Below are 26,746 nucleotides of genomic sequence, written 5' to 3' on the forward strand. Positions count from 1 at the left end.
TATGATGTAAGTAATATAAACAAGGGGGGAAGATCGTTGGGAAGGTGTATCGAATCGGACAGTTGGCTCTCATGGCTCACGTGTCGAAACGAACGATTGATTATTATACGAATCTAGGTATCTTAAAAGCGGAGCGATCTCAATCTAATTATCGCTATTACGACGAAACAGCATTTGAGACATTACAATTTATTGAGAAGTGCAAAGAAATGCATATGCCGCTTTGTGAGATTAAAGAGAAAATCGAGGAGAAGAAGAAGCTGCTCGGTATCAATGAACACGTTTCGAAACAAGTGAATGAAGTGACAGACCATATTCATCAATTAGAAGTGGAGCTTACTGAGTTAAAGCCGCTTTTAGATGGATTGACTGATTCACAACGTGAAAAAATATCGAAATCTTTATCTGGTCAAACGACAGCTTTAATACAGACACTTGCTCTATTATTATAGAATAAGTGAAATCCGACCTCTTTAATTTTTGTATCGGGCTATGTTTTCTAACGAACAAATAAGAAAACATTATAGTATACAGGAGGTGGACACCTTAGTTTTTTAACTAAGGGGATTCATTGGAAATATTTAATTTAGTCATGGTTGCGATTTTAATCGCATTTACTGGATTTTTCGTAGCAGCAGAGTTTGCGATTGTAAAGATACGTTCAAGTCGTATCGATCAGCTTGTTGCGGAAGGAAAACGCGGTGCTTTAGCAGCGAAAAAAGTAACAACAAATTTAGATGAATATTTATCTGCTTGTCAATTAGGTATTACAGTTACAGCTATGGGATTAGGTTGGTTAGGTGAACCGACAATTGAAAAGTTATTACACCCGTTATTTGAGAAATGGAACTTAAATCCTTCTATTTCATCAGTATTAACATTTGGTCTTGCTTTTATGATTATGACGTATTTACACGTTGTAGTAGGGGAATTAGCTCCGAAAACGATGGCAATTCAAAAGGCTGAAAGGGTAACGTTATTATTGGCAGGTCCATTAATGATGTTCTATAAAGTAATGTATCCATTTATTTGGGTATTGAACGGTTCAGCTCGTGTGATAACTGGTTTATTCGGTTTAAAGCCAGCTTCAGAACATGAAGTAGCTCATACAGAAGAAGAATTACGTCTTATCCTTTCAGATAGCTATGAAAGTGGCGAAATTAATCAAGCTGAATACAAGTATGTAAATAACATTTTTGAATTTGATAATCGTATTGCAAAAGAGATTATGGTACCGCGAACAGAAATCGTTGGTTTCTACCTGGAAGATTCAGTAGAAGAACACATGAAAGTGATCCAAAATGAGCGATACACACGTTATCCGATTTTTGGAGAAGATAAAGATGATATTATCGGTATGGTCAACGTAAAAGATTTCTTTATTCGATATATGACCGAGGATCAAAAAGATTTATCATCTATTCGCTCGTATATGCGTCCGATTATTGAAGTGATGGAAACGACTCCAATTCACGATTTATTACTTCAAATGCAGAAGAAGCGAATTCCGATGGCTGTTTTATATGATGAGTACGGAGGAACAGCCGGAATTGTAACGCTTGAAGATATCTTGGAGGAAATCGTCGGCGAAATTCGTGACGAATATGATGAAGATGAAGCACCGCCAATTCAACATGTGAACGAGCAACATATCATTGTTGATGGAAAAGTGCTTATCTCAGAAGTGAAAGATTTATTTGGATTACACATCGAAGAAGATGATGTGGATACAATCGGTGGATGGATTATGATGCAAAATCATGAAATCGAAGAAGGACAACACGTTGAGGCGGAAGGTTATGAATTTAAAGTGTTAGAAAAAGACGCTTACCAAATTAAACGTGTTGAAATTCGTAAGATGGAACAAGAACAAGAAGAAGAAGAGAAAGCAGCAACTGTGTAAGTTGCTGCTTTTCTTCTAAAGTACAAAAAATGAGAACTTAGGAGCGGATATTTTGATTCAAGAAGCCTTACGTGTATATCGATTACAATTGTATGTGATCTTTAGTGGTTTACTACTTATGTGGACGATTACTCCGTTTGGAAAACAAGTGACAGGGTTCGGTATTGGATTAGCAGTAAGCGCCTATTGTCTTTGGTTATTAGCTCGCAGAGTGGAGAAACTCGGAAAAAGTATCGTAATGAAGGAAAAGGCTCCTGGATTAGGAGTTTTAAACCGATTTGCAGCTGCTATTTTAGGAGCTATCATCATGTATGAAATTGAGCATGAAATGGAAATGTGGGCATTCGGTACAGGTATTTTAGGTGGTCACTTTTTAATGATTGCAAATTTAGCGTATGCAAATATGCAGTTAGTGAAAGAAGAAGAGAAGCAAAGAGAACATGCTTCGAAAAACATAGAGCTATGATGAAAGGGACCTAATCAGGTTCCTTTTTTAGTTTAGCGATATGATACAAGTAATCAAATTAATGACAAATATAATACGCTTCTTTTTTGTGTTTTTCAATAGTATGAAAAATAATAAAAAAATTTTAAAAAACCCATCGATTTCTAAAGGTTATGTATGTTATTATGACAAAAGACTTTTTGAAAGAGGTGGATACCAATGTTACAAGCGCTACTTATTTTTGTGCTTCAAATTATTTACGTTCCAATATTAACAATCCGTACGATTTTGCTTGTAAAGAATCAAACAAGATCCGCTGCTGGTGTTGGATTGTTAGAAGGAGCTATTTACATTGTCAGTTTAGGTATTGTGTTTCAAGATTTATCAAATTGGATGAACATCGTTGCCTATGTCATTGGCTTTAGTGCGGGACTGTTATTAGGCGGTTATATAGAGAATAAATTAGCAATTGGTTATATTACGTATCAAGTTAGTTTACTAGACCGTTGTAATGAATTAGTAGATGAATTACGTCACTCTGGATTTGGCGTTACAGTATTTGAGGGCGAAGGTATTAATTCTATACGTTATCGCTTAGATATCGTCGCAAAGCGTTCTAGGGAGAAAGAGCTTTTAGAAATCATTAATGAAATTGCACCGAAAGCGTTTATGTCTTCGTATGAAATTCGCTCGTTTAAGGGTGGATATTTAACGAAGGCGATGAAGAAAAGAGCGTTAATGAAAAAGAAAGATGAACATGCATCGTAAAAAAGAGGAGTAGTGCTGCATTAAAAGTGCGGTATAAGTCCAAATGTAAAAGAGAGGAATCTATTTTGATGTAGATTTCTCTCTTTTTTTATGAAAAATATTCATCTATTAATTCAAAAAAACTAAATCGTATAATTATTTTTTTTACTCATTCTCAAATTAATGATTAGCCATATAATTTGAAAAAATACCGGTATGATAAACGCAATTAATAAAACGATAAGTGATATTGATTTAATTTCAGGTGTTTGAATAACACCAGCCCCATCAACATCTCGTAGCCAAATAATAGCGGCCCATATTCCAAAAACGATAATCCAAAATATGTTACCAATCCACCAAGAAATCCATCGTTTTTTCATGTTAGCACCCCCTACATTTATCTACTGTTAAAAGTATATTTTCGTTCGTTACATTTATAATGAAACAACTTTAAAATCAGTTTTTAACTGTATATCTAACTTGTTTGAAGGTTACTATTTCTCCATCATCATTATCATCTTTCGTTTGCAAAAGTTGAACTTTTGGTTTGTAGTCTGTCCGATGAGCGTGTTCGATATCTTTAATGTTAAGCTTGTAGGATTCACCATTCTTTAGCTTTTGTTCTAACACTTTTTTATTAGCAACATAAATAAAAGTTACTTTATTTTCATCAATTCCTTCTGTCTTAATTTCTAACTCATTATCTTTTGCTGTGATCGTTGGTGTTAATAATTCCATACTGCCTTTCCCGCTTTCTAAAGAATTCTCTGCTATAGTTGAACATCCTGATAGTATGATTCCGGTGAATAGAAGAACAAGTAATTTCCTTTTCATAACATCCCCTCCGATTCTATGTGATTTTTGATTTTGGCATTGTTAGACTGCTAGTGTGGAGCGTAAATGTTTAGCTAGTACTCTTTTTATTGTACCATAATATGTAAATTAAAAAAGGCTGTATATCCAATGTAAGAGAGACTGAAAAATTTACTTATTGTTGTAAATTCGTGTGTTTTAGCTTCTAGTTCAATCGAAATGTAGACAGGAGAAAGAAATTTTTTGTGGGAATTACAATTTTTACATTTTACAATAATGATAGGGAATAGATGAATTCATTCACTTCGGAGGTAGTTATTTGAACATTAACGAGAAGGCAATTGAAATGTTTGAACAAAATAAATATGAGGAAGCAATGGAACTGTTTCAACAAGCAGTACATGAATCTAGAGACGTACAATCTCTCAATAATCTGGCTTGGATGTACTTCTATGAGGAAGAGAATGATGATAAAGCTCTTGAATTAATAAGAGAAATTGTTAAGTTGAATCCTTCTTCATACTTTCCTTATAACATCTTAGGGGACATTTACATGAAACAAGAAAAATGGACAGAAGCGAAAGAAGTATTACAAAAATCTATTTCGATTCAACCATCGGATGAAGCATATCATAATGTAGCTGTAGCTCATTATAACCTTGGAGAGCTGGAAAAAGCTTCGGAATTTTTTTTACGAGTTGCAGGGGATTCGGACTATATCATGTATAGCTATGTAAAATGTTTAATTGATTTAGAACGAACGACAGAAGCAAAAGAGAAGTTAGATACTTTTAACAGGGAATCTGATAATTTTTTAGGGGAAATTAATGTAGCAGATTTATATGTTGAATTGAATTGCTATAAAGAAGCAATTGAATGGTTCGAAAAGGGATATAAAGAATGCTGGAAAAGTCCTAATTGGATTGGTAGATTTGTGTATGCTCTATATAAAACGAATAATTTCTCCCGTATAAATGAAGTTATACGGGAATCTATCGAAGCGAAAACAGCAGATATAGAAGATGTTCAGAATGAAGAAGTAGAAGAAAACTGGACAGAAAATGATAAGAAAGAGTTAATTGAGGAATATACAGAAGAGAATAATTGTTATAAAACAATGGTAGAACGTATCAAATCTGGATATGTTCCAGGATTAGAGTTTGAAACTGATTATATAGGCGCTTGCTATTTATTTGGTTGTAAAAGACATAATCACCTTGAATATGAAAAATAAAAAGATTCGACTGTCACATATGATGGTCGAATCTTTTTCGTTATAGGTCGCTTGTATTACATAGGTGTATATCCTCTTTAGAGGCCACTTTTTTTATATTCAAAATATGTAGTGAAATAAAACCAATAAGTCCTATTCCGCCAAAAATAAGCCATGGTGTATACATTCCGCTTAAGTTGGATGTAAAAGATGTACCGGTATAATTACCAATGATAAAACCAAATGCGAGTGATAGTTGATAAAATCCGAAGAAAGTGGCTGTATATGATTCATTACTGTAATTTGCAATAGCGATATCAGCGTTAGGTAATACGAGTGTTTCACCGATTGTAAATAAAATTACACAAATAAAGAGCCAATATGGGTGTTGAAATAAAGGAAGGAGTAAAAAGGAAATACTCATTAATAAAACACCGTATTTAATAATCGAAAGTGTGTTGTATTTGTGGAATAATTTTCGGAATAATATCATAAATATGACGCCTGTTATCGCATTTATCGTAATAACGAGTGTAGCAAGTTGATTGCTATTACTAATGTTTTTCATATGAAGTGGAAGTGCGACAGTAAGCTGAGTAAACATAATATAGAAGAAAATCATGATAAAGGAAAACAGAAGGAAAGATTTGTTTTGTAAGATGACCTGTATTCCTAATGTAATAGACGTGTTTTCAGTAGTGACTTGGAAGTGATTTTTAAGTAAGTAAAAAATAAAAGCAAATAACAGCATAAGAGATCCTGTTAGAGAGAAAGCGTAGAGTGGATCGAGTAAGAGTAAGAATCCTCCTGCAATTGGTCCGATTATTGCACCGCAATTAAAGCTAAGGTTTAAATATGTAAATAAATTTTTTCTCAAATGAGCTGGCTGTGAGCCAAATATAGCGCGAGCGGCAGGTTCGTAAAATGCAGTTCCGAAGCCAATAAGTGCAGAAGAAATAGAAATTGTATAGAAATCAGAGCATATTCCTAAAGCGATAAATCCGACTCCTCTTAAAAATAATCCGGCTATCATCATAATGATATAGCCTATTTTGTCAGCAATTAACCCTGAGAATAATGGGATAACTCGTGATGTAATTGTCATAATCGTCAACACTGTTCCTACTTGGACAGCAGAAAAATGAAGAAAGGTTAATAGATAAATAGCTAAAAATGCGTATACTGCAAAATACCCAAAAGACATAAAAAATAAAGAAATAAGCATGAAACGTATCGGTGTTGAGAAACCTTTCATAGAAATCCTCCTAATTATGTAACCAGTAAAATTATTTGATGGTTAACTATTTTATACTATAATTATACATAAAGTCAGAAAAAAGTAAATTTTAAGAAGAAGGTGGATCGAATTGAATCAAAACGCTCCAAATGAACTAGAATATATTCGGGAATTTTTAAATACATGGAGAATACCAAACGATACGAGAGAGCCAATTGATTTGCTGCAAACAAAAGAAGATATAAAGCTCTTTATGAAAGAATATTTTGATGAAGAGTTTCCATTTCATAGGATAGAGGAATTAAGAGGTTTTCGAGAAGATATTCGGATGACAATTGAAGGCAAAGGATCATTGCAAAAATGGTTAGAGAAATACCCATTTCATGTACATATAAAGGATGATATGAAAGGTATTACATATGAACCAGTATATGAAAAGAATGTGTATACAAAAGTGTTAAGCATTGTATTAATGTCAATTCAAGAAAATGTGTGGGGAAGGTTAAAAGCATGTCCAGATTGCCGCTGGGTATTTTATGATCATTCGCGTAATGGAAGTAAAAGATGGTGCGGTATGTATGCTGGAGAAGAAGGAGGAAGAGCGTGCGGTACAATTGCAAAAGTGAAAAATTACCGAGCGAAGAGAAAAGGAAGAACGGGTTATGATGTGTAATTAATAGTGGGGAAGAAAATGGATGGGGGAATGTAGCATATGAAAGGTACACAAATGTTAGCTTTAAATAAAAAGTGTTGGGATACAGTTGCACCTTATTTCTTTCAAGTGGATTGTTTACCGAAATATGGTCCTTATACGGCGTCTGAAGATGAGATTCATTTGTTCGATTCAATTAAAGATAAAAAGGTACTTGATATTGGATGTGGAAGTGGGCATTCGCTGAAATATATGGGGGAACATGGAGCAGAGGAAGTATGGGGTCTGGATCTTTCAAGTGAACAAATTAAAATAGCGAATGAAACGTTAAAGAGTTGGAATCCAAAGTTAATATGTGGAGCAATGGAAGAAGAAGGGGATATACCGAAAGATTATTTTGATATTGTATACTCCATTTATGCATTAGGCTGGACTTCGGATTTAAGAAAAACGTTGGAATTGATTTATTCGTATGTAAAGCCAGGAGGAAGTTTTATTTTTAGCTGGGAGCATCCCATATATTCAAACTTACAGTATGGTACAGAAGAAGTTGCTATAAAGTCTTCTTATCATGAGGAAACGCCCATTACGTTTGAAACATTTAAAGGAGAAAATGTACAAGCGACATTATATAAGAGAAAAATAAGTACATACATAAATGAGTTAAATAGAGCGGGATTTAAAATTGAGAGAATAGAAGAGCCTGAACCATCAAGCTCGTTTGATGGAGAACTAGCTGAGCCGTCTACGAAGTATTATTCTTTATATAAAGCTAGAATGGTGCCGACTACTTTTATTATTAAAGCTAGAAAATAAACTGTTTTTATAAAAGAAGCCTATCATTTCAAACAAATGATAGGCTTCTTTATTTTAATAAAATTCAGGTTAAATGTGTACTTTTCTTATAAAAATGCATTTCATATAAAAGGTGTAATTATTTTGGGGAAGGGGGATTGTTGTGCGTCATCATAGAAAGTGCAAAAAATTTGGAGTGGCACTGCCTCTTCCGCTTCTAGGAGCAACGGGTCCGACAGGTAATAGTGGTCCAATCGGTCCAACTGGAGGGCATGAAGGTCCTGTTGGTCCTACAGGGGTGACTGGACCGACGGGAGCAACTGGGCCCCAAGGTCCTCAAGGTATCAGGGGGATACAAGGTCCCCGAGGGACAACAGGAGCACAAGGAATACAAGGGGTTATTGGTGATACAGGAGAGCAAGGTATAACTGGCCCAACTGGTCTCCAAGGTGCTCAAGGATTAATTGGTAACCAAGGTCTAATTGGTGATATTGGAGTACAAGGATTAGAAGGAATACAAGGAGCTACGGGTCCTGCTGGTAGTCAAGGTATACAAGGCATACAAGGAATACAAGGGGAAATAGGTGAGCGAGGACAAACAGGGGCACAAGGAATGCAGGGAGAGAGAGGCATAACTGGAGTCTCGGGTATAACTGGTCCACAAGGCCCTCAAGGTGTTCAAGGAATACAAGGAGAGCAAGGGGCTATTGGTATACAAGGGGAAGACGGCTTCCAAGGTATACAAGGAATTACTGGAGAAGAAGGCCCACAAGGAGCTCAAGGAATACAAGGTGAAGTGGGTCCAACTGGTTCTACTGGAATGCAAGGTGCCCAAGGTATAAGTGGAATAAAGGGGATAACAGGTGTAATAGGTTTACAAGGACCACAAGGTGTGCAAGGAATACAAGGTATAACGGGAGCAACAGGTTTTCAAGGGATAAAGGGAATAAGAGGTATAACAGGAGCGACGGGTAGTATTGGCGCTCAAGGCTCAGAAGGACCACCGGGCGGTCCGACGGGAGTGACCGGTCCAATTGGCCCTTCTAGTGGGGTGACTGGACCAGCTGGCCCACCCGGTCCACCAGGAGGTCCAACAGGTCCAACGGGTGCGACCGGTTCAACAGGTGTAAGCGGAGGGATAGGACCAATTGGAGCGCAAGGAGTGGAAGGTATAACAGGTCCAACAGGTTCTCAAGGTGTAAGGGGAGCGCAAGGTTCCCAAGGTGTAGTTGGAGCAGTTGGAGTACAAGGAGCACAAGGTCCTCAAGGTAACCAAGGTATAACAGGTCCAACTGGTGCAGAAGGTTCTCAAGGAATACAAGGTCCGCTGGGAGTAACTGGTCCAACTGGTGCAGAAGGTCCTAAAGGTATTCAAGGTATACAAGGTGTGATAGGTCCAACAGGTGCACAAGGAATGGTGGGAATACAAGGGATAGCTGGTCCAGTTGGTGTTACAGGAGCGGAAGGAGCTCAAGGAATACAAGGAATCCGAGGAGCAACTGGTCCTGCTGGAGCACAAGGTATACAAGGAGTTCAAGGAATTCAAGGGGAAACAGGAGCAGCTGGAACACAAGGTCCTCAAGGTGTTCAAGGGATACAAGGGACTACCGGATTGACAGGTACACAAGGTGCCCAAGGTCCTCAAGGAGTGCAAGGAATAATAGGACCGACTGGAGCTATTGGTTTGCAAGGTCCTCAAGGATTACAAGGAATAACGGGTCCAACAGGAGCGCAAGGAGTGCAAGGAATACAAGGAGTGCAAGGAATTATCGGCCCAACAGGTGCACAAGGAATTAGAGGTCCCCAAGGAAATACAGGGGAAGTCGGTATAACAGGCTCACAAGGAGTCCAAGGAGCGCAAGGTAGTCAAGGCCCACAAGGCCCACAAGGAAATGTTGGAATTACAGGAGCAACGGGCGAAACTGGAGCCACAGGAGCAACTGGGGCAACTGGACTACAAGGTGTGCAAGGTGTTCAAGGGATTACGGGAATACAAGGAATAACGGGAACGACAGGCAATACAGGTGCAACGGGTCCGCAAGGAATACAAGGTATACAAGGGATTCAAGGGTTGCAAGGCCCAATTGGAGCAAGTGGGGTGACAGGTGCTAGTGGTAGTATAGGCCCAGTTGGAGCACAAGGTAGTCAGGGCCCAAGTGGCGTGGTGGGACCGACAGGAGCAACTGGTAGTGCAGGTTCAATAGGTTTCTTGGGAATAGCGGGAGCGACAGGAGCGACTGGCTTACCTAGCGGGGGAGGTTATTTCTTTTCTACTTCAACGAGTATAATTGCAGCGAATGCGTTAATACCAATTAATTCTGGATCTACAGTTTTTGGTTCTGATGTCAGTTTAACAAATGCAACAACTGTAACGTTAAGTACGCCAGGAATTTATTTAGTAAGCTATTATTTTCAAGGCGATCCAACTGCCGGAAATGAAACAATTTCAGTGAGGCTTACTTTAAATGGAATACAAGTCGCAGGGAGTTTTATTTTTTATGTTACAGGAGGTACTTTTATATTAGAACCAGCAGTTTCGAATACGATGGTCATTGAAGTTACTTCTTCAAATGCAACTTTGTCTTTACAAAATGGTCCGTTAGCTATCGGGCATGTAACGACATTATCTGGTGTGATAACAGCTAGTTTAAATGTATTAAAAATAGTTTGATACGTTAGTTATAACGGGGGAGATGCTTGTGAAGAATCAAGATAAGTGTAGTAAGTTTCAAGCACCTATTCCTTTTCCACCGCCAGGTATTACGGGGCCCACTGGTCCAACCGGTCCAACTGGTGCTTTAGGTGGACCAACTGGACCGCAAGGAATACAAGGCGTACAAGGTCCAATCGGTCCAACCGGCCCACAAGGAATACAAGGAGTGCAAGGGGTGCAAGGAGAAAATGGTCCAACCGGCCCAACTGGTTTAACTGGACCACAAGGTTCTCAAGGTAATCAAGGACCTATGGGAGAACGAGGCCCACAGGGAATACAAGGTGTTCAAGGAATACAAGGAGAAAGAGGTCCGACTGGTCCAACTGGTATTCAAGGGATACAAGGAATTCCTGGCCCAATCGGTCCGACCGGTCCAACAGGAATACAAGGAATACAAGGAATGCAAGGAGAAATCGGTCCAACCGGCCCAACAGGAGTACAAGGAATACAAGGAGTGCAAGGGGAAATTGGTCCGACTGGACCAACTGGAAATACTGGTATACAAGGTGTGCAAGGTAATTTAGGAGGTAGTGGTTTACAAGGTGTAACCGGAATACAAGGAATACAGGGTCCGATTGGTCCAACAGGGCCAACTGGTTCTCAAGGAATTCAAGGGGAGCAAGGACCAATGGGTCCACAAGGGGAAACTGGTGTTCAAGGTTTACAAGGTCCCCAGGGAGAGATGGGGCAGGTAGGTCCAACAGGAATACAAGGAATACAAGGAGTGCAAGGTGTAATCGGTCCGACTGGTCCAACCGGTTTACAAGGTGATCCAGGTCCAACTGGCCCAACAGGAGCCACTGGGATAACTGGTCCGACAGGTTCTGCAACTGGCCCGACTGGAGCAACCGGTCCAACTGGTCCACCAGGAGGTCCAACTGGTCCAACCGGTCCAGCAGGATCACCAGGGGGTCCAACTGGTCCGACTGGAGCAACAGGGGCAACAGGAGCGACCGGAGCAACAGGAGCGACTGGAATTCAAGGGGTACAAGGAATCCAGGGACCGACCGGAGCAACTGGTGTAACAGGTTTGCAAGGAGTACAGGGACCAATAGGGGCAACGGGTCCAACGGGTGATCAAGGCATTCAAGGTCCACAAGGGATACAAGGAGTAACCGGTCCGACTGGTCCGCAAGGTCTACAAGGAATCCAGGGACCGGTAGGAGCAACCGGTCCGACTGGTCCACAAGGAGTGCAAGGGGCACAGGGGCCAATCGGTCCAACCGGCCCTCAAGGGATACAAGGCATACAAGGTGAGCAAGGAGTAAGGGGAGCGACCGGTCCAACTGGTTTACAGGGGCTACAAGGAATCCAAGGTTCACTCGGTCCAACCGGTCCTCAAGGTTTACAAGGAGTGCAAGGGATAAGTGGTATAACAGGTCCAACTGGTCCTCAAGGAATCCAAGGAATTCAAGGTCCACAAGGAGATATAGGTCCAACGGGAGCGACTGGAATACAAGGAGTGCAAGGCCCAGAGGGTCCAACCGGTCCACAGGGAATTCAAGGTCTGCAAGGAATTCAAGGTCCGATTGGTCCAACAGGCCCGACTGGACCTCAAGGCATACAAGGTATAACTGGCTCGACGGGTCCAACCGGTGCAACTGGAGCAACAGGTCCGACGGGAGTAACGGGTCCTCAAGGTCCTCAAGGAATTCAAGGTCCACAAGGAGTAACAGGCCCAACAGGAGCGACCGGCTCTACGGGAGTAACAGGTCCACAAGGAATCCAAGGAATCCAAGGTTCGCAAGGGATAACGGGTCCGACGGGAGCAACAGGAGTGACTGGAATAACAGGCCCACAAGGAATCCAAGGAATTCAAGGCCCACAAGGTGTGACGGGAGCAACCGGCGCAACAGGAGCGACAGGAGTGACTGGTGCAACTGGACCGACCGGAATACAAGGCATACAAGGAATAACAGGAGCGACAGGGGGAACAGGAGTAACAGGCCCAACAGGTGCCACGGGTCCAACAGGCTTAACTGGAGCAACAGGATCATCTGCTATATCGACAGGTGGCGGATATTTCTTTTCTACATCAACAAGTACAATTGCAGCAAGTGCCAACATCCCAATTAATTCTGGATCCACTGTATATGGAACTGGTGTATCTTTAACTAGTGCTACGACAGTCACAGTAACGACGCCAGGAATATATTTAGTAAGCTACTATTTTCAAGGGGATGCAAATGGTGGGAATGAGACAGTATCTGTTAGATTGCTATTAAATGGAACGCAACTAACAGGGAGTTTTATACAAAACGTAACGACATCAACTGTAGTAATCGAACCAGCCATTTCAAATACACTTCTTGTGAATGTGACGAGTGCCAATTCAACATTAATATTACAAAATGGCCCGTTAGGTGTAGGGCATGTGACTACTATAGCAGGTGCGATTACAGCAAGCTTAAATGTAGTGAGAATTTTATAAAGAATATAAAAAACACAAGGAATGTCTTTGTAAGACACACCTTGTGTTTTTTAATATTAAATAAACATTTTCTTTATCTTTTCGGTTGAAAAATATGCTGAAAGAAGTATTTGTGATGTAAGTTATCTACAACCTTATTTGCTTGATATGTGCGTTGTTTTTCAATTCGAAGTCTTTGCTCCATCATTTTAATTGCGTGATCAGATAAACGTAACATAATACATTCTCCTTTTCTATAAATATAGGTGACTATTTGATATCGATCCCATATTTATAATTAAGGAGGCAAAATGTGTAACATAGGCAAAAAGCACCTTCCTCTCCCATTACGCTTACGAGGTTAGCTGTCGGACTCGGGAAGTGAGAGTTTCCCTACTTAAAAAAGATTCGCCCCAAGTAGCATAGCTACAAAAATGGTTCCCCCGCTCCAAAATTTGGACTCAGCAAAAGGTTTTATAAAGTAAAAAATAACATAAAGGAGCGAACAAGTCAAATTATTTTGTGTATTCTGTCTTTTTTAATTGCGTAAGAATCATACCGTCAGGAAGTATTGTATCTGATACTGTAATGAATCCGTGTTTTTTATATAAAGTAATAGCAGGGGTATTCGCTTTACCTGTTTGTACAATGTATGTCATTGAAGAGGGAAACATGTTAAATATATAAATTAGGAGTTTCGTTGCGATTCCTTTTTGAAAAAAATCGGGCGATACAACTAACCTGTGGATATCGATTAGTTTTTCTTCTTGTACAAAAGAAATAAAACCGACAAGTTTATTTTCAGAAAAATATCCATAGAATGTTTCAACGCAATTTTGAATATCGTTTACAGTATCATATAAACGAGGTATGGCAGTACTATTTAAGTAGTCTGCTTCAACTTTATAAGCTGGAATTTGAACCTGTAAAATGGATGTTGCTACTTCAAAAGAAGTGGAATTTAACTTAAGAATCATAGATAATGAAGCCTCCTTTAAATATGGTATATGAATATAATTGCTTTATGGGTGAGTTTGACAATATTTTTCTTTTTTGCATATAATATATGTATCTCCATATGTAAAATAGTAGTAAATATATTTCTATAGTGAAATATGATTAGCAATGATAAATACATATGTTTGTATTAAATCATACAAACTATAATAGAAATGGAGGACTAAAAATGGGATGGATTATCACATTAATAGTTGGTGCTATTATAGGTGCAATTGCTAGTTCTATAACAGGTAAAAATTTCCCAGGTGGTATGTTCGGAAATATTATCGCAGGTTTATTAGGTGCTTCGTTAGGTGGTAGATTATTTGGATCCTTTGGGCCATCATTTGGTGGGATTCATGTAGTGCCAGCATTATTAGGTGCAATCGTGTTAATTTTTATTGTATCATTTGTAGTGAAAGCTGCAAAGAAATAGATATATAGATTATGATGAAGAGCCCTGAATAAGGGCTTTTCATCATTCGAAGAGGTGGTTTCATTGGAGAAAATAAATATAAGAAAAAGAGATAAGTTAAGAAAGTTTTTTAGAGAACAAAATTATTTGGCGGTATTACTTGGATTTGCGTTATTGTTCATTAATATTTTATTGCTAACAAAAATATCATTTGTTTTTACACCGTTTATCGTATTTTTAAAAACAATTTTCTTCCCAGTACTATTAGCAGGCGTACTATTCTATATTTTACATCCATTCGTTTCGCTTTTAGAAAAGAAAGGTGTTTCAAGAATCGTATCGATAGCTTCTATATATTTAATCGTACTAGGATTATTTGTATTTTTAGTTGTAACGGTTATCCCTATTATTAAAGATCAAATTGATGCATTAATTGATAACTTACCGTATTTTGGCCATGAGATTGAACAAGCAGCACGTAGATTCGGGGAAAGTAATTTACTCGGTAAAATTCAGGAGAATTTAAATATTAATGTTGCGAATATGGTAAAAGACTATACAGTTGATTTTACAAAGTCATTATCATCAGTAACTGGGAATGTAACTGGATTTTTGAGTACTATTACAGAGGTTGTTTTAACATTTGTAATGGTTCCATTTATATTGTTCTATCTTTTAAAAGATGGCGAACAATTGCCGAATCACTTCTTAAAGTTCATTTCAGAGCAAAGACAACCAGCAGCAATGAGAATACTAGATGATATGCATTATGCGATTAGCTCGTATATTAGAGGTCAAATTATCGTCAGCTTATTTATCGGTATTATGCTATTAATTGGTTATCTTATTATTGGTATTAAATATGCGGTATTACTTGCGATTTTAGCGATGATTGTAAATATCGTTCCGTACGTAGGACCAATTATCGCGATTACACCAGCGTTAATTATCGCATTCATCGACTCGCCAGCAATGGTGTTAAAAGTAATTATCGTTATGATGGTTGTACAATTAGCAGAAGGTAAATTTATTTCTCCGCAAGTTATGGGTAAAAAGTTAGATATTCATCCGATTACTATCATTTTTATCATTTTAACTGCCGGAAACTTATTCGGGATTATGGGCATTATTTTAGCCATTCCAGGATATGCGATATTAAAAGTGTTAGTTACGCACGGTTATAGATTTGTTAAGTTGAATACGTGAAAAAAAGCGTTAAAACAGTGGGAACTGTTTTAGCGCTTTTTTATTAACAATTCATTTGCATATTGGCGCGCCCATTGATCCGCTTCTAATATAGCATCTAGTGAAGGATCTTTTACGTTATGATGAGCTTCAACTGTTTTGTAAATTGTTTTTTCAATATCGAAAAAGGCAATTTCATTTTTTAAGAATAGTGCATTCGCAAGTTCATTTGCTGCATTTAATACAGCGGGAGTAGTACCACCGATTTTGCCACATTCATATGCGTATTGTAGACAAGGGAACTTCTCTAAATCTGGTTTTTCAAAATGTAAACTACCGATTTCTAATAAATTTAATTTTTCATAGGAAGAAGGTAGCCGAGTAGGATAGTGAAACGCATATTGAATCGGCATTCTCATATCAGGAGCACCGAGCTGTGCCATAACTGATCCATCAATAAATTCTACTAAAGAATGAATGATACTTTCTTTATGAATCATTACATCAATTTTTTCATATGGAATATCAAATAGCCATCTCGCTTCCATTACTTCGAACCCTTTATTCATTAATGTGGCAGAATCAATCGTTAGTTTTGCGCCCATTAACCAGTTTGGGTGCTTTAAAGCATCTTTAGCTTGTAATGTTTGCATTTCATCACGTGTTTTATCACGGAATGCACCGCCAGAAGCTGTAACGATTAATTTCTCAATTTCTTTATTATTTTCTCCGTTTAAACATTGGAAAATAGCTGAATGTTCGCTATCTACTGGAATTAAGCGACATCCGTTTTGTTTCGCTAGTTCAGTTACGATATGTCCAGCTGCAACTAACGTTTCTTTATTAGCGATGGCAATATCTTTCTTCGCCTTTAATGCTTCAATCGTTGGAAGTAGTCCGGAAACTCCGACAACAGAACTTAATACAAGATTTGAATCAGGGTGAGTAGCTACCGCAATTAAGCCATCAGTTCCGTATGTGATTTTTGTATTCGCTGAAATACGCGTACGAAGCGTGTCTGCTAAGTCTTTTGTTGCAACGCTTACAATACGAGGTTGAAACGTTTTGATTTGTTGCTCAAGAAGATCGATATTATAATTTGCGGTTAAACCGACGATTTTGAAATGTTCAGGATGAGCTGAAACGACATCTAATGCAGATGTGCCGATGGATCCTGTGGAACCTAAAATGGATATATATTTTACCATGAAAAAACCTCCAAAGTTGTTTCGAATATTTCTGCAAACCTATATAATATTAGACAATTGAAGTGGAAATTCCTGCTATATAAAATAGAAAATTCGGGTTTGTTTGGAAGTGAAATGTGATAAACTGTAAAAAATAACGAAAAAGCAATGAAAGAGAAGAGTACATATTCGAAACTTTTCAGAGAGCTGATATGTGGTGAGAATCAGTAAGGGATGAATATGGAATGGACTCTGGAGCTTCTAACTGAAATGAGTAGGTAAAGACGGTTACTTCACGTTATTGAAGTATGAAGTGAGCTAATGATAGCTAATTAAGGTGGTACCGCGGGAGTCTCTCGTCCTTTTTTAAGGATGAGAGGCTCTTTTTATTTTGAGAAAGGAGGAGTTAGTGTGAGTGAAAAAATAATGTTAACAGGAATTAAGCCGACAGGTTATCCACATTTAGGAAATTATATTGGTGCGATTAAACCTGCATTACAAATGTCAAAGAATAATGAAGGAAAAGCATTGTACTTTATAGCTGATTATCATGCATTAAATGCTGTGCATGATTCAGAAAAGTTCAGCAGTTATACGAAAGAGGTAGCAGCTACTTGGTTATCGCTTGGACTTGGGGAAGATGTTGTTTTTTATCGGCAAACAGAAGTACCGGAAATTCTAGAATTAGCTTGGATTTTAGCTTGCCTAACTCCGAAAGGTCTTATGAACCGTGCTCATGCGTATAAAGCGAAGGTGGAGCAAAATAAAGAAGTAGGGTTAGAGGTCGATGCGGGAGTGAACATGGGGTTATATACGTACCCGATCTTAATGGCAGCCGACATATTACTATTTCAAGCTACACATGTACCTGTCGGAAAAGACCAAATTCAACATATTGAAATCGCGCGTGATATTGCGACGTATTTTAATCATACATTTGGCACGACATTTACACTACCGGAGTATGTCATACAAGAAGAAGGAGCTATTTTACCTGGTCTTGATGGAAGGAAAATGAGTAAAAGTTACGGAAATGTAATCCCATTATTTGCAGAGCAAGAAAAACTTCGAAAGTTAATATTTAAAATCAAAACAGATTCTTCACTTCCAAATGAACCGAAAGAACTAGAAACCTTATTTACAATTTATAAAGAATTTGCGACAGAAGACGAAATACAGTCATTACGTGAAAAATATGAGACTGGAATCGGATGGGGCGATGTGAAAAAAGAGTTGTTTCGCGTTGTAGATCGTGAGTTAGCTGGACCTCGTGAAAAGTACGCAATGTATATGAATGAGCCGAATTTATTATATGAGGCGTTAGAAAACGGTGCTGAGAAGGCACGCGCTATTGCAAAGGTAAATTTAGCGGAAATTAAAAAACGGATTGGATTTGAGAGGGAACGTTAAGCGTTCCCTTATTTTTTTTGATAATCTGTAATAATCCTCTCAATAACAGGGGGAAGATTATTAGGTAATTCATTAAGTGAAAAGAAGCGTAGTTCTTTTGATTCACTTTGATCGCATACAAGTTCACCATGAAATTCTCGGCAAATATAAACAACGAGTACACCGTTTACTTGATCGCCGTTTGGATAGATTTGAAAGAAATCTGGCCCTGAGTATGTACGGAATAGTTCTGGATTTTTAATAATAAGTCCAGTTTCTTCAAACACTTCTCGTTTTAAAGCATCTTCTAACGTTTCGTTATATTCTAGGGCACCACCAATAATGCCCCAGCGGTTAAAATCTGTACGGAGCTGCAGCAATACTTCATCTTTTTCATTTAATATAATGGCGTGTGATCCTATTAGAATAAGTGGATGATTTCCTACTAGATTTCTCATATCTTCAATATAACCCATGTCATTGCTCCTTGTATTTAATAATAGTTAGGAATTTCTTTTAACATTCGTTCTGTTTTACGTGCTGTAAAGGCTAAGTTATGGTCGTCTTTCGTTCTGAAAAATAATGTGCGTAAAAAGGTTTTAATGTTGGCACATAAAATACAATACTCATTAAGCGAAAGGCGTTTTCTTATTTGAGGAAGCCTTTTTATTTTTTTATGAATAATAGAAATTAACTCGTTTTGAGGAAAATCATGATACAGCATTGCTAGTAATGGCGTAACAATGCGCTCATCTTCGTTATTATGAAAAAGGTCAGATGGAATAAAGATTTTATTTAATAAACAATGAATTAATTCTTCGTACCATTCAAAAGTTGTATACGTATTATGAACAATTTCAGTAAAGGCATCAGATACGTGAGCAAGACAATGAGCCCATCCTTTATTTTCGATATAGCCCCGAAAATCCGTTTCTAAGTTTGTGTATGTAATGAGTTTATTTTTTATTTCTTCGATATCTTCCTCTGTACAAAAGTAGTGCGAATTAGCGAATTGGAGTATTAACGCAATTAACGAAACAGTGTAAGAACGTGTGAAAACCCCATCTGTATGTGGGGAGTAAATGTCACAATATAAATACTCATCACTTAAACAAGTTTGCAGAAGTAATTTCAGCTGATCGTCCATAAGGAATTCATGATGAATGAAATGCGCAAAACATTTATATATAAGTTGGTAACGAACGTAGCTATCAGTCGTTCCGATATACTGGAGCATGTTCAAAGTTAACTCATTTACGTCTATATGCTGTAGTTGCGTATAGTCATTTTGTTGTATAAGCTCTAACTGTTGTTGCAATGCTGTAATATCCACTGGAGAACCTCCTCCGCACTTTAAAGATGCGATCTTTTCTAGTATTCTATATATTCAAGGACAATCCTGCTCATGCAAGGAGAACGATTAGAAATTCGAGTATGATATAGATGAGGGAAGAATATGACGACGATAGAACAGTTAGAAAAATATTTTAAAATAAGAAGAAATGCTTCTTCTATTATGATAAAAGAAAATAATGCAGAGATTTTTACAGAAGAGCAATTAGAGGGAATGATGCAATATTGCGTTGCTGAAGCTAAAAAAGATGGATTAGAAAAACTACATTTTGAAATCTCTTCAAAAAGTCCAAATTATGATGTGTATAAAAAATGTTTTGAAACGTATTCATTTGAATATGTTACGGAAAACATGATTGTATTTAAAGATATATATGAAGTAGAAGATGTAGAAAGTGAAATGGATTTTAAGCTTATTGAAGAAGTTGGAGAAGAGGCTTTTTATTCACTGTGGAATGAAGCGACGGGAGAACCAGTCGCTCATGATCAATTTGTGCATATGATGCTACAAGAAATTGGTGAGCAATGGAAAGAACATTGCTTAACAGCGAGTGTCGATGAAGAGCCGATAGGAATTGTAATCCCGCATATTGAAAGAGGTACGTTAGAAGAAGGGAAACTTATGTACTTCGCAGTTACTCCAAATATGCGTAATAAGGGATATGAAGCGGCATTATTTGCAGGTGCGATGTTTGTCTTAAAGGAAATAGGTGCATCTTATTATATTGGTGAGACAAATATACAAAATGAATGGATGAAGGATGTTTTTGAAAAGAATGGATGTCAGTTGCTGAGTTGTACTGAGCGGTATGTAAGGAAGTTTTAGGATATAATCTGGGACACATCTAGTGAGAACCCTTGTACAAATTTTGAACAAGTAAAAGAACTTTTCGCCTGTTTGTAAGATAAAAAGAAAAATGAGAACGACAAAGTAGATATTTGTATAATACAATAGAGTGAGATTCGATTATATGAGAAAGCGTTGGTGAAAGAATGGGACAGCAAAGAAATTGGTTACAAGCAACTGTAGAAAGAAATAAAGATAATACGTTACAAATAAAGTGGGAAAATAATATAGAAGAAGTTCGTATTTATTGGAGTACTTCACCAGAACATATTGAAGAAACTGGAGAATTACTTGCAACGGTAAATGGAGAATTATCATATACAATTGAAAACCCGAGTGAAAATGAACGTCCATATTTTAGATTAGTAGGAAGTAATGGACAAGCAGTAACAGTAGCTGAGCGTAGACTGCCATTACAAGGCGCGTTTAACTTCCGTGATATGGGAGGATATGAAACGACTGAAGGCCGTAAAGTAAAATGGGGCAAATTATACCGCTCTGAAGAATTAGCAGGGCTAACTGAATGGGATATTGCCTATTTACAAAAGTCTGGTTTAAAGTTAATTTGCGATTACCGTACAGACTTTGAAGTGAAGCATAAGCCGAATCCAGAAATTACGGGTGCTCGTCAAGTGTGCTTACCAGTTATGCAAGACTTAGCGAAAGACTTAAATATAAATGAGTTTTTCCAAGTTGGTGACCTTTCTATGTTAGGAAAACCAGGTGAGTATCTTGTGAAAATGAATCAAGATTTCGTAAGTGGTAACGAGGCATTCGTGAGCTTCTTAAACTTAGCGCAAAACCCGGAAAACTTACCGTTAGTAAACCACTGTACAGCTGGAAAAGATCGTACTGGATTTGGTTCAGCATTATTACTACTTTTACTAGGTGTACCAGAAAAAACAGTAATGGAAGACTACTTACTAAGTAACGGATTCCGTGAAAAGCTAAATGAAAAAATGATGGCCTTTTTAGGTGCGAAATTACAAAACGATGAGAGTAGAGCGATATTAGGTGCAATGTTTGAAGCACGTGCTGAATACTTGCAAGCTGCGATTGGTGAAATTCAAAAGCAATACGGATCAGTTGAAGCATACGCTGAAGAATCTCTCGGCTTTACGAAAGAGTCGTTAGAGGAAATGAAAGTGTTATTGCTGGAAGATAAGTAAGAAGAAGGAGGCTGGTTTTAATTAGCCTCCTTTTCTTATTGTTGATATAATTAAGCTATGAGAATATAGGAATTGAGGAGAACATCATGAAATACAAATTTATATTATTCGACGTAGACGATACATTATTAGATTTCCCTGAAACGGAAAGACACGCATTACATAATGCGTTTGTACAGTTCGGGATGCCTACAGGGTATAATGATTATCTTGCAAGTTATAAAGAGATTAGTAATGGATTATGGAGAGATTTAGAAAATAAAATGATTACGCTAAGTGAATTAGCGGTAGATCGATTTAGACAATTATTTGCCCTTCATAATATAAAAGTAGATGCGCAGCAATTTAGCGATGTATATCTTGAAAACTTAGGGAAAGAAGTACATCTTATAGAAGGTGCAGTGCAATTATGTGAGGATCTACAAGATTGCAAGTTAGGTATTATTACGAATGGATATACGAAGGTGCAACAATCGAGAATTGGAAATTCGCCTGTATGTAATTTCTTTGATCATATTATTATTTCAGAAGAGGTTGGTCATCAAAAACCAGCACGTGAGATTTTTGATTATGCGTTTGAAAAGTTTGGGATTACAGATAAATCAAGTGTATTAATGGTTGGAGATTCGCTTTCTTCTGATATGAGAGGCGGAGAAGATTACGGCATTGATACGTGTTGGTATAATCCGAGTTTGAAAGAAAATAGGACAGATGTTAAGCCGACTTATGAAGTGGAGAGTCTGCTACAAATTTTAGAAATTGTAGAAGTGACTAAAGAAAAAGTAGCTTCATTTTAAGTGTATTGATATATGTTCAGTTACAGTCAATATAGGAAAGAGCTGTGTAACAACTAGAGGTGAATAAAGGATGTTAACGTTTTTATTTGAGTTAGACAAGAATCTCCCGCAGAAGGATGAGCCACGGTATGATGCTTATTCAAAGGGCTTTATCGAAGGAGATGTAACGATTTGCGCGAGTGACAGTGTATTTTTTCAAAAATCATGTATGAAGGTTGCAGAGCTGGGGATTTATTTAGGTCAGTGGATGGAACAAGTTCAACATGGGCAGAACGTGCCTATGAAATATGAAACGGCTGACCGTGAAGAGGTAATTCTTGGTTTCTTCTACGAAGAGGATTATAATCAATGGAATGTTTTTTCCAGCTGGCAAGAATTTGAACTTCAAGAGCGTATAGCTACTACAACATTAATAGAGAGCGTTCAACGCTATTTATATGAGTTAAATAAGGAACTGCGCATGATAGAATATCCTGTGACGTTTGATCAGTACTTAAGAGGAGAGCGAATGATGCAACTCTCTTACAAACGACCGTGTGATAGCAAGGCAGATACGACGCCGATAGAGGTTTATAATGGAAGTGAGCAAGTAGGTGTAGTAAGGGGCTATTATAAAAATACGCTGATGAGAGTGCTGGATTTTATTCCGAAAATTGGTAGTAATATTATTTATGAAATAAAGGATAGTAAGGACAATATTCGCGTCATTGCAAAGGATGTAAGTAGGCAGCGCCAAAGAAGGATTTTAGTAACGTACAAAGATAATCATGATGCAGAGCATGAAATACTTGTATGTGACGGAAAGTTATTGGATGCAAATTTCTTATTTACCTTTACATATAAGGCAGAAGAATATGTTGTTCATAAAACTTCATTTGGAATGGGAAAGTTATTACGAAAGGGCTATGTAATTGCAGATTGGAATATTCGTCTTGAGGAAGATATGTATTACATTGAGATGAATGTATATGATGAAGATTACATGCAGGATCAATACTTACTATTAGGCGTATTTCATGCGGTTTTATATGGATAATCAATGAGAAATACCGTCATTCTTCTTGGAAAGAATGACGGTATTTTTTATTTATCCTCAAAAATAAAAATCTCATCAATCGTACTATGTAGTGCCTTCGCTATATCGTGAGCAAGTTGTAAGGAAGGATTGTATTTAACTTTTTCGAGATGACTAATTGTTTCACGTCGCACACCAACGCTCTTTGCTAAATCTTCTTGTGTCATGTTCAACTTGGCGCGGTATTCTTTTATTTTCGTTACGAACGCCATGGTGCATCTTCCGTTTCATCAACAGGTTTATCGTAAAAGAACATAGAGAAGCCGAACGTAAGAATGAGTGTGCTGAAAATAAGAGCGATATCAATCTCTTGTAGTACCGGGTTTGGAAATAACATTTCAATAAACAGAATGATAGCGGTAGTTAGTAATGTAACGATAAAGGCATTGCGGCACGATTTATTGACGATTTGTTCAAATAGTTCATCGTGTTGAACTGTTCTATACGATGTGAAAAAGGAGAAGAAACACAACATAGTAAACAGTCCTTTTTCATAAAAAAAGCCGAGGAAACCGAAGAAACCGAGAAACCCTAAATATTTTATCCAAGTAGTTTTCATGATAGGTCCTCCTTACGTTGTTAGAAATAAGTCACGTTATGTTACAAATATATCACAATTGGATAGGAATGGTAATAATAGTTTTCCAGTTTGCTTCATAATAATAGTAAAAAGAGGAAATATGCTGCAAAATAGAGAGGATAATATTGTAAAATGGTTGTAAGGAGGGGGAGGAAGAAATGCTAACTTGGATCATGATCGTTGTATTACTTGTAGTGATTACTGTCATTGCGACGGTGTTAATTGGGCGGAATGGTGATGCAAATTATAGCAAAGCGACAAAGGGGAATATTAAACGCTTAACAATGATTTATATTATACTAGCTGTCGTTTTAGTTGTTGGATTAGGGGTGTATATTTATTTTAAAGGTTAAATAAACTGAAAAATGTAAAAATCTTAAAATAGAAGTATGCTATAATATCAATATAGTTATTTGGTAATTAAGGAAAGGATTGGATGGAATGATTGAAATTACGAATGTGTCAAAAAGTTATAATGGGTCTACCTATGCAGTAAAAGACTTAAGTTTATCTGTACCTAACGGAGAAATTTTTGGATTTTTAGGGCCGAATGGTGCGGGTAAATCAACGACAATTAAGATGATTACTGGTATTCACGGGGTAGACAAAGGGACTATTACGATTAACGGAAAAAATATTATGGAAGAGCCGATGGAAGCGAAAAAGACGTTTGGTTATGTGCCAGATAGCCCAGATATGTTTTTACGATTAAAAGGAATTGAATATTTAAACTTTATGGCAGATATGTATGAAGTGCCGAAAGACGTACGACAAGAGCGAATTGAGTCTTTAGCGAAGAAATTTGATCTTTACAATGCGTTATCGGATCAAATTCAAAGTTATTCGCACGGTATGAGACAAAAAATCGTTATTATTGGTGTGCTCGTGCATGAGCCAGATATATGGATTTTAGATGAACCGTTAACGGGGCTTGATCCGAAATCCGCATATATTTTAAAAGAAATGATGAGAGAACATGCGGATAAAGGAAAGATTGTATTTTTCTCGACACACGTATTAGAAGTAGCAGAAAAAATATGTGACCGCGTTGCAATTATTAATAAGGGGAATCTTCAGTTTAAAGGGAATTTAGATGAAATGAGAGATCATTTTAAATCCAATGAATCACTTGAAAAAATGTTCTTGGAGATGACGGGCAATGAGTAAAATTTGGACGTTAACGAAAGTATTATTAAAATTAAATTATGCAGATTTTATAACAGATAAGAAGAAGCGATGGGCGTATGTATTTTCATTTGCAGCCATTTTATTTGTCGGCTTTTTACTATTTGGTTCTATCACGCACGCAATGTATGAGGGAATGATACATTTAGGGCAAGATCCAGGAATGATTATCGCAATGGGACTTGCGATTGCGAGTATATGGGTATTTTTAATGAGTATAACGAACATTTTAACTGTATTTTACTACAGCAATGACATTGAAATGTTACTACCATTACCATTAAAACCAGCCCAGATTATTTCGGCAAAATTTTTAACAGTATTAATAACACAATACGTAATGAGTTCATTCATTTTATTACCAATCTTTATTACGTACGGATTAAAAAGTGGCGCATTTATTACATATTACATATACATGATTTTTATTTACTTACTCTTCCCGATTGTGCCGTTAGTACTAGCTTCGTTACTGATGACAGTTATTATGAGGTATACAAATATAGCAAAAAATAAAGACCGAGGAAATATATTTATTGGAATTGTAAGTATACTATTTATTGTAGGAATTAATGTATTTTTACAGTGGAAAAATAAAAGTTCGTTTTCTGAAGATGCAATTGCGGATTACCTTGCGAACAACCAATCTTCTCTTTTAGTACAAATGACAAACTATTTTCCAACTACATATTTCGGAGCAGTGGCATTAGTAGAAAATGCAAATTGGAAGGGTCCTTTATATGTATTAATCTTTGCACTTATTTCATTTGTATTTTTTGTGTTGTTTTATTACATTGCAGAGCGTACATATTTAAAAGGGGTTATTGGACTTTCAACGAGTACAGCAAAAAAAGAGGTCATTTCAGCCGAAGGATTACAGAAATCAACGGTACAAAGTTCACATTTAAAAGCGTATGTGAAAAAGGAATTTAAAACGTTATTCCGTACACCACAATTTTTCTTAAATTGTATTGTACAAACTTTCGTTATGCCGATTATGTTGTTCTTTATTTTATTTGTGCAAGATGGGAATTTAAAGTTTATTACAGAGTATATTAACAATCCAGAGACAACGGGATTTGCAATTGGTGTTGGCCTTTGTGCATCGTTATTTTTAATGGGTAGTAACGTCATTGCAACAACGTCATTTTCGCGAGATGGAAGCTCTTGGTTTGTGAATCGTTATTTACCAGTAAAGGCTTCGGATATCTTTTTTGCGAAAGCAATCACTGCTTGGTTAATTAATGTGATCATTTTAGCAGTATTCGGTATTACGATGGCAGTTGTAGCTGGGATTTCTCCAGTCTTTATGATACTGTGGTTTTTACTAAGTGCGAACGGGTTGTTATTAATTAATTTAATCGGAACACGCTGGGACGCACAAACTGCAGATATTCATTGGGATACAGAGCAGAAATTATTTAAAAGTCGATATACCACTTTGTGGAATTTTTTGGCTAATATTTTAATAGCTTTAATTATTGTGGGGGGAGTAAGTGTATTATACTTCTTCCTTCATGTCGGACTATGGGTTATGTTTATCGTTTTATTTGTAATGTTTACGATTGTAAATTATATCTTTATTAAAATGTTAAAATTAGGTGCTGAACGTATACTGTCAAATATTCAATAAG

At 37.1% G+C, this 26,746-nt stretch carries 29 protein-coding genes, 1 riboswitch and 1 other annotated feature; of the genes, 19 read left to right on the top strand and 10 right to left on the bottom strand.

The annotated features are described in order from the left end of the window. The first annotated feature begins 44 nt into the window (after positions 1-44). The 4 genes from ACTFR8_RS15910 to ACTFR8_RS15925 all read left to right on the top strand — a co-directional run bounded on the left by ACTFR8_RS15910 (position 45) and on the right by ACTFR8_RS15925 (position 3,116). Positions 45-452, top strand: a complete 408-nt coding sequence (locus ACTFR8_RS15910) for a MerR family transcriptional regulator (RefSeq protein ID WP_000285635.1) — start codon at positions 45-47, stop codon at positions 450-452. A 119-nt stretch (positions 453-571) separates the two neighbouring features. After that, positions 572-1,903, top strand: a complete 1,332-nt coding sequence (locus ACTFR8_RS15915; protein ID WP_000402257.1) for a hemolysin family protein — start codon at positions 572-574, stop codon at positions 1,901-1,903. A 52-nt stretch (positions 1,904-1,955) separates the two neighbouring features. Next, complete coding sequence (locus ACTFR8_RS15920) at positions 1,956-2,369, top strand: ATP synthase subunit I (protein ID WP_000613876.1); 414 nt, start codon at positions 1,956-1,958, stop codon at positions 2,367-2,369. A 198-nt stretch (positions 2,370-2,567) separates the two neighbouring features. Further along, entirely contained in the window at positions 2,568-3,116 is a 549-nt protein-coding gene (locus tag ACTFR8_RS15925; protein ID WP_000938438.1) for a DUF2179 domain-containing protein, read from the top strand. A gap of 122 nt (positions 3,117-3,238) precedes the next feature. Here ACTFR8_RS15925 and ACTFR8_RS15930 read toward each other — a convergent pair whose 3' ends face one another. Together ACTFR8_RS15930 and ACTFR8_RS15935 are read right to left on the bottom strand one after the other, a co-directional pair. Beyond that, positions 3,239-3,478 (bottom strand): DUF3923 family protein, encoded by a 240-nt coding sequence (locus ACTFR8_RS15930; RefSeq protein WP_000747679.1) that lies wholly within the window; start codon positions 3,476-3,478, stop codon positions 3,239-3,241. Positions 3,479-3,554: 76 nt separating this feature from the next. Then, positions 3,555-3,932 (bottom strand): hypothetical protein, encoded by a 378-nt coding sequence (locus tag ACTFR8_RS15935; protein WP_000823781.1) that lies wholly within the window; start codon positions 3,930-3,932, stop codon positions 3,555-3,557. 298 nt (positions 3,933-4,230) lie between these two features. Between ACTFR8_RS15935 and ACTFR8_RS15940 the strand changes: the two genes are divergently transcribed. Beyond that, on the top strand, positions 4,231-5,145 hold the full coding sequence (locus ACTFR8_RS15940) for a tetratricopeptide repeat protein (RefSeq protein WP_044584706.1): 915 nt from the start codon (positions 4,231-4,233) through the stop codon (positions 5,143-5,145). 40 nt (positions 5,146-5,185) lie between these two features. Here the strand turns inward: ACTFR8_RS15940 and ACTFR8_RS15945 are convergent, their stop codons facing one another. Next, positions 5,186-6,379, bottom strand: coding sequence for an MDR family MFS transporter (locus ACTFR8_RS15945; RefSeq protein ID WP_044584705.1), 1,194 nt, complete (start codon positions 6,377-6,379; stop codon positions 5,186-5,188). 112 nt (positions 6,380-6,491) lie between these two features. Between ACTFR8_RS15945 and ACTFR8_RS15950 the strand changes: the two genes are divergently transcribed. The 4 genes from ACTFR8_RS15950 (at position 6,492) to ACTFR8_RS15965 (ending at position 12,952) form a co-directional block, all read left to right on the top strand. Then, a complete protein-coding gene (locus tag ACTFR8_RS15950) occupies positions 6,492-7,034 on the top strand; it encodes a CGNR zinc finger domain-containing protein (protein ID WP_001072941.1) in 543 nt (180 codons plus the stop codon). Positions 7,035-7,073: 39 nt separating this feature from the next. Continuing rightward, the gene (locus tag ACTFR8_RS15955; protein WP_000679180.1) at positions 7,074-7,829 is read left to right on the top strand and encodes a class I SAM-dependent methyltransferase; all 756 of its coding nucleotides are present in this window, start codon (positions 7,074-7,076) and stop codon (positions 7,827-7,829) included. 142 nt (positions 7,830-7,971) lie between these two features. Continuing rightward, entirely contained in the window at positions 7,972-10,479 is a 2,508-nt protein-coding gene (locus tag ACTFR8_RS15960) for a collagen-like protein (protein WP_044584704.1), read from the top strand. 22 nt (positions 10,480-10,501) lie between these two features. After that, positions 10,502-12,952: a BC_3345 family exosporium-associated protein gene (locus ACTFR8_RS15965; RefSeq protein WP_440027541.1), complete on the top strand. Its 2,451-nt coding sequence runs from the start codon at positions 10,502-10,504 to the stop codon at positions 12,950-12,952. A 73-nt stretch (positions 12,953-13,025) separates the two neighbouring features. On the opposite strand, the gene ACTFR8_RS15970 is transcribed toward ACTFR8_RS15965, so the two are convergent. Continuing rightward, complete coding sequence (locus tag ACTFR8_RS15970; RefSeq protein WP_000945243.1) at positions 13,026-13,169, bottom strand: hypothetical protein; 144 nt, start codon at positions 13,167-13,169, stop codon at positions 13,026-13,028. A gap of 96 nt (positions 13,170-13,265) precedes the next feature. Beyond that, positions 13,266-13,408: riboswitch (cyclic di-AMP (ydaO/yuaA leader) on the bottom strand. 38 nt (positions 13,409-13,446) lie between these two features. Then, complete coding sequence (locus ACTFR8_RS15975; protein WP_000601229.1) at positions 13,447-13,908, bottom strand: GNAT family N-acetyltransferase; 462 nt, start codon at positions 13,906-13,908, stop codon at positions 13,447-13,449. A gap of 209 nt (positions 13,909-14,117) precedes the next feature. Here ACTFR8_RS15975 and ACTFR8_RS15980 point away from each other — a divergent pair, with 209 nt between their 5' ends. Further along, entirely contained in the window at positions 14,118-14,366 is a 249-nt protein-coding gene (locus ACTFR8_RS15980) for a GlsB/YeaQ/YmgE family stress response membrane protein (RefSeq protein ID WP_000539730.1), read from the top strand. Between the two features lie 63 nt (positions 14,367-14,429). After that, positions 14,430-15,551 carry an AI-2E family transporter gene (locus tag ACTFR8_RS15985; protein WP_000411480.1) on the top strand — a complete coding sequence of 374 codons (1,122 nt, stop codon included), beginning with the start codon at positions 14,430-14,432 and terminating at the stop codon, positions 15,549-15,551. Between the two features lie 29 nt (positions 15,552-15,580). On the opposite strand, the gene ACTFR8_RS15990 is transcribed toward ACTFR8_RS15985, so the two are convergent. Continuing rightward, on the bottom strand, positions 15,581-16,738 hold the full coding sequence (locus ACTFR8_RS15990; protein WP_000241795.1) for a 1-deoxy-D-xylulose-5-phosphate reductoisomerase: 1,158 nt from the start codon (positions 16,736-16,738) through the stop codon (positions 15,581-15,583). A 138-nt stretch (positions 16,739-16,876) separates the two neighbouring features. Continuing rightward, positions 16,877-17,084: a binding site (T-box leader), on the top strand. A gap of 44 nt (positions 17,085-17,128) precedes the next feature. Here ACTFR8_RS15990 and ACTFR8_RS15995 point away from each other — a divergent pair. After that, positions 17,129-18,127 carry a tryptophan--tRNA ligase gene (locus ACTFR8_RS15995; protein ID WP_001290896.1) on the top strand — a complete coding sequence of 333 codons (999 nt, stop codon included), beginning with the start codon at positions 17,129-17,131 and terminating at the stop codon, positions 18,125-18,127. Positions 18,128-18,135: 8 nt separating this feature from the next. On the opposite strand, the gene ACTFR8_RS16000 is transcribed toward ACTFR8_RS15995, so the two are convergent. Both ACTFR8_RS16000 and ACTFR8_RS16005 read right to left on the bottom strand, forming a co-directional pair. Beyond that, positions 18,136-18,582, bottom strand: coding sequence for an NUDIX hydrolase (locus ACTFR8_RS16000; protein ID WP_000540460.1), 447 nt, complete (start codon positions 18,580-18,582; stop codon positions 18,136-18,138). Positions 18,583-18,599: 17 nt separating this feature from the next. Beyond that, entirely contained in the window at positions 18,600-19,439 is an 840-nt protein-coding gene (locus ACTFR8_RS16005; RefSeq protein ID WP_000355452.1) for a DUF2785 domain-containing protein, read from the bottom strand. Positions 19,440-19,562: 123 nt separating this feature from the next. Here ACTFR8_RS16005 and ACTFR8_RS16010 point away from each other — a divergent pair, with 123 nt between their 5' ends. The 4 genes from ACTFR8_RS16010 (at position 19,563) to ACTFR8_RS16025 (ending at position 23,308) form a co-directional block, all read left to right on the top strand. Then, a complete protein-coding gene (locus ACTFR8_RS16010; protein WP_000207426.1) occupies positions 19,563-20,285 on the top strand; it encodes a GNAT family N-acetyltransferase in 723 nt (240 codons plus the stop codon). Positions 20,286-20,452: 167 nt separating this feature from the next. Continuing rightward, entirely contained in the window at positions 20,453-21,475 is a 1,023-nt protein-coding gene (locus tag ACTFR8_RS16015; protein WP_000531497.1) for a tyrosine-protein phosphatase, read from the top strand. 86 nt (positions 21,476-21,561) lie between these two features. Next, complete coding sequence (locus tag ACTFR8_RS16020; protein WP_000875417.1) at positions 21,562-22,272, top strand: YjjG family noncanonical pyrimidine nucleotidase; 711 nt, start codon at positions 21,562-21,564, stop codon at positions 22,270-22,272. 70 nt (positions 22,273-22,342) lie between these two features. Continuing rightward, the gene (locus ACTFR8_RS16025) at positions 22,343-23,308 is read left to right on the top strand and encodes a tubby C-terminal domain-like protein (protein ID WP_000955104.1); all 966 of its coding nucleotides are present in this window, start codon (positions 22,343-22,345) and stop codon (positions 23,306-23,308) included. A 47-nt stretch (positions 23,309-23,355) separates the two neighbouring features. Here ACTFR8_RS16025 and ACTFR8_RS16030 read toward each other — a convergent pair whose 3' ends face one another. Both ACTFR8_RS16030 and ACTFR8_RS16035 read right to left on the bottom strand, forming a co-directional pair. Next, on the bottom strand, positions 23,356-23,559 hold the full coding sequence (locus ACTFR8_RS16030) for a helix-turn-helix transcriptional regulator (RefSeq protein WP_000896306.1): 204 nt from the start codon (positions 23,557-23,559) through the stop codon (positions 23,356-23,358). Beyond that, on the bottom strand, positions 23,547-23,906 hold the full coding sequence (locus ACTFR8_RS16035; protein ID WP_000859233.1) for a DUF3796 domain-containing protein: 360 nt from the start codon (positions 23,904-23,906) through the stop codon (positions 23,547-23,549). Before ACTFR8_RS16035 ends, ACTFR8_RS16030 begins: the two co-directional genes overlap by 13 nt. Positions 23,907-24,085: 179 nt before the next feature. On the opposite strand from ACTFR8_RS16035, the gene ACTFR8_RS16040 reads away from it, so the two are divergent. The 3 genes from ACTFR8_RS16040 to ACTFR8_RS16050 all read left to right on the top strand — a co-directional run bounded on the left by ACTFR8_RS16040 (position 24,086) and on the right by ACTFR8_RS16050 (position 26,745). Continuing rightward, positions 24,086-24,280, top strand: coding sequence for a hypothetical protein (locus ACTFR8_RS16040; RefSeq protein ID WP_000958863.1), 195 nt, complete (start codon positions 24,086-24,088; stop codon positions 24,278-24,280). 88 nt (positions 24,281-24,368) lie between these two features. Further along, complete coding sequence (locus tag ACTFR8_RS16045) at positions 24,369-25,094, top strand: ABC transporter ATP-binding protein (protein WP_252209640.1); 726 nt, start codon at positions 24,369-24,371, stop codon at positions 25,092-25,094. Then, a complete protein-coding gene (locus tag ACTFR8_RS16050; RefSeq protein ID WP_000036887.1) occupies positions 25,087-26,745 on the top strand; it encodes a putative ABC transporter permease subunit in 1,659 nt (552 codons plus the stop codon). Before ACTFR8_RS16045 ends, ACTFR8_RS16050 begins: the two co-directional genes overlap by 8 nt. Position 26,746 lies beyond the last annotated feature (1 nt).

The organism is Bacillus cereus group sp. MYBK15-3 (assembly GCF_051916765.1).
Lineage (GTDB): Bacteria > Bacillota > Bacilli > Bacillales > Bacillaceae_G > Bacillus_A > Bacillus_A cereus.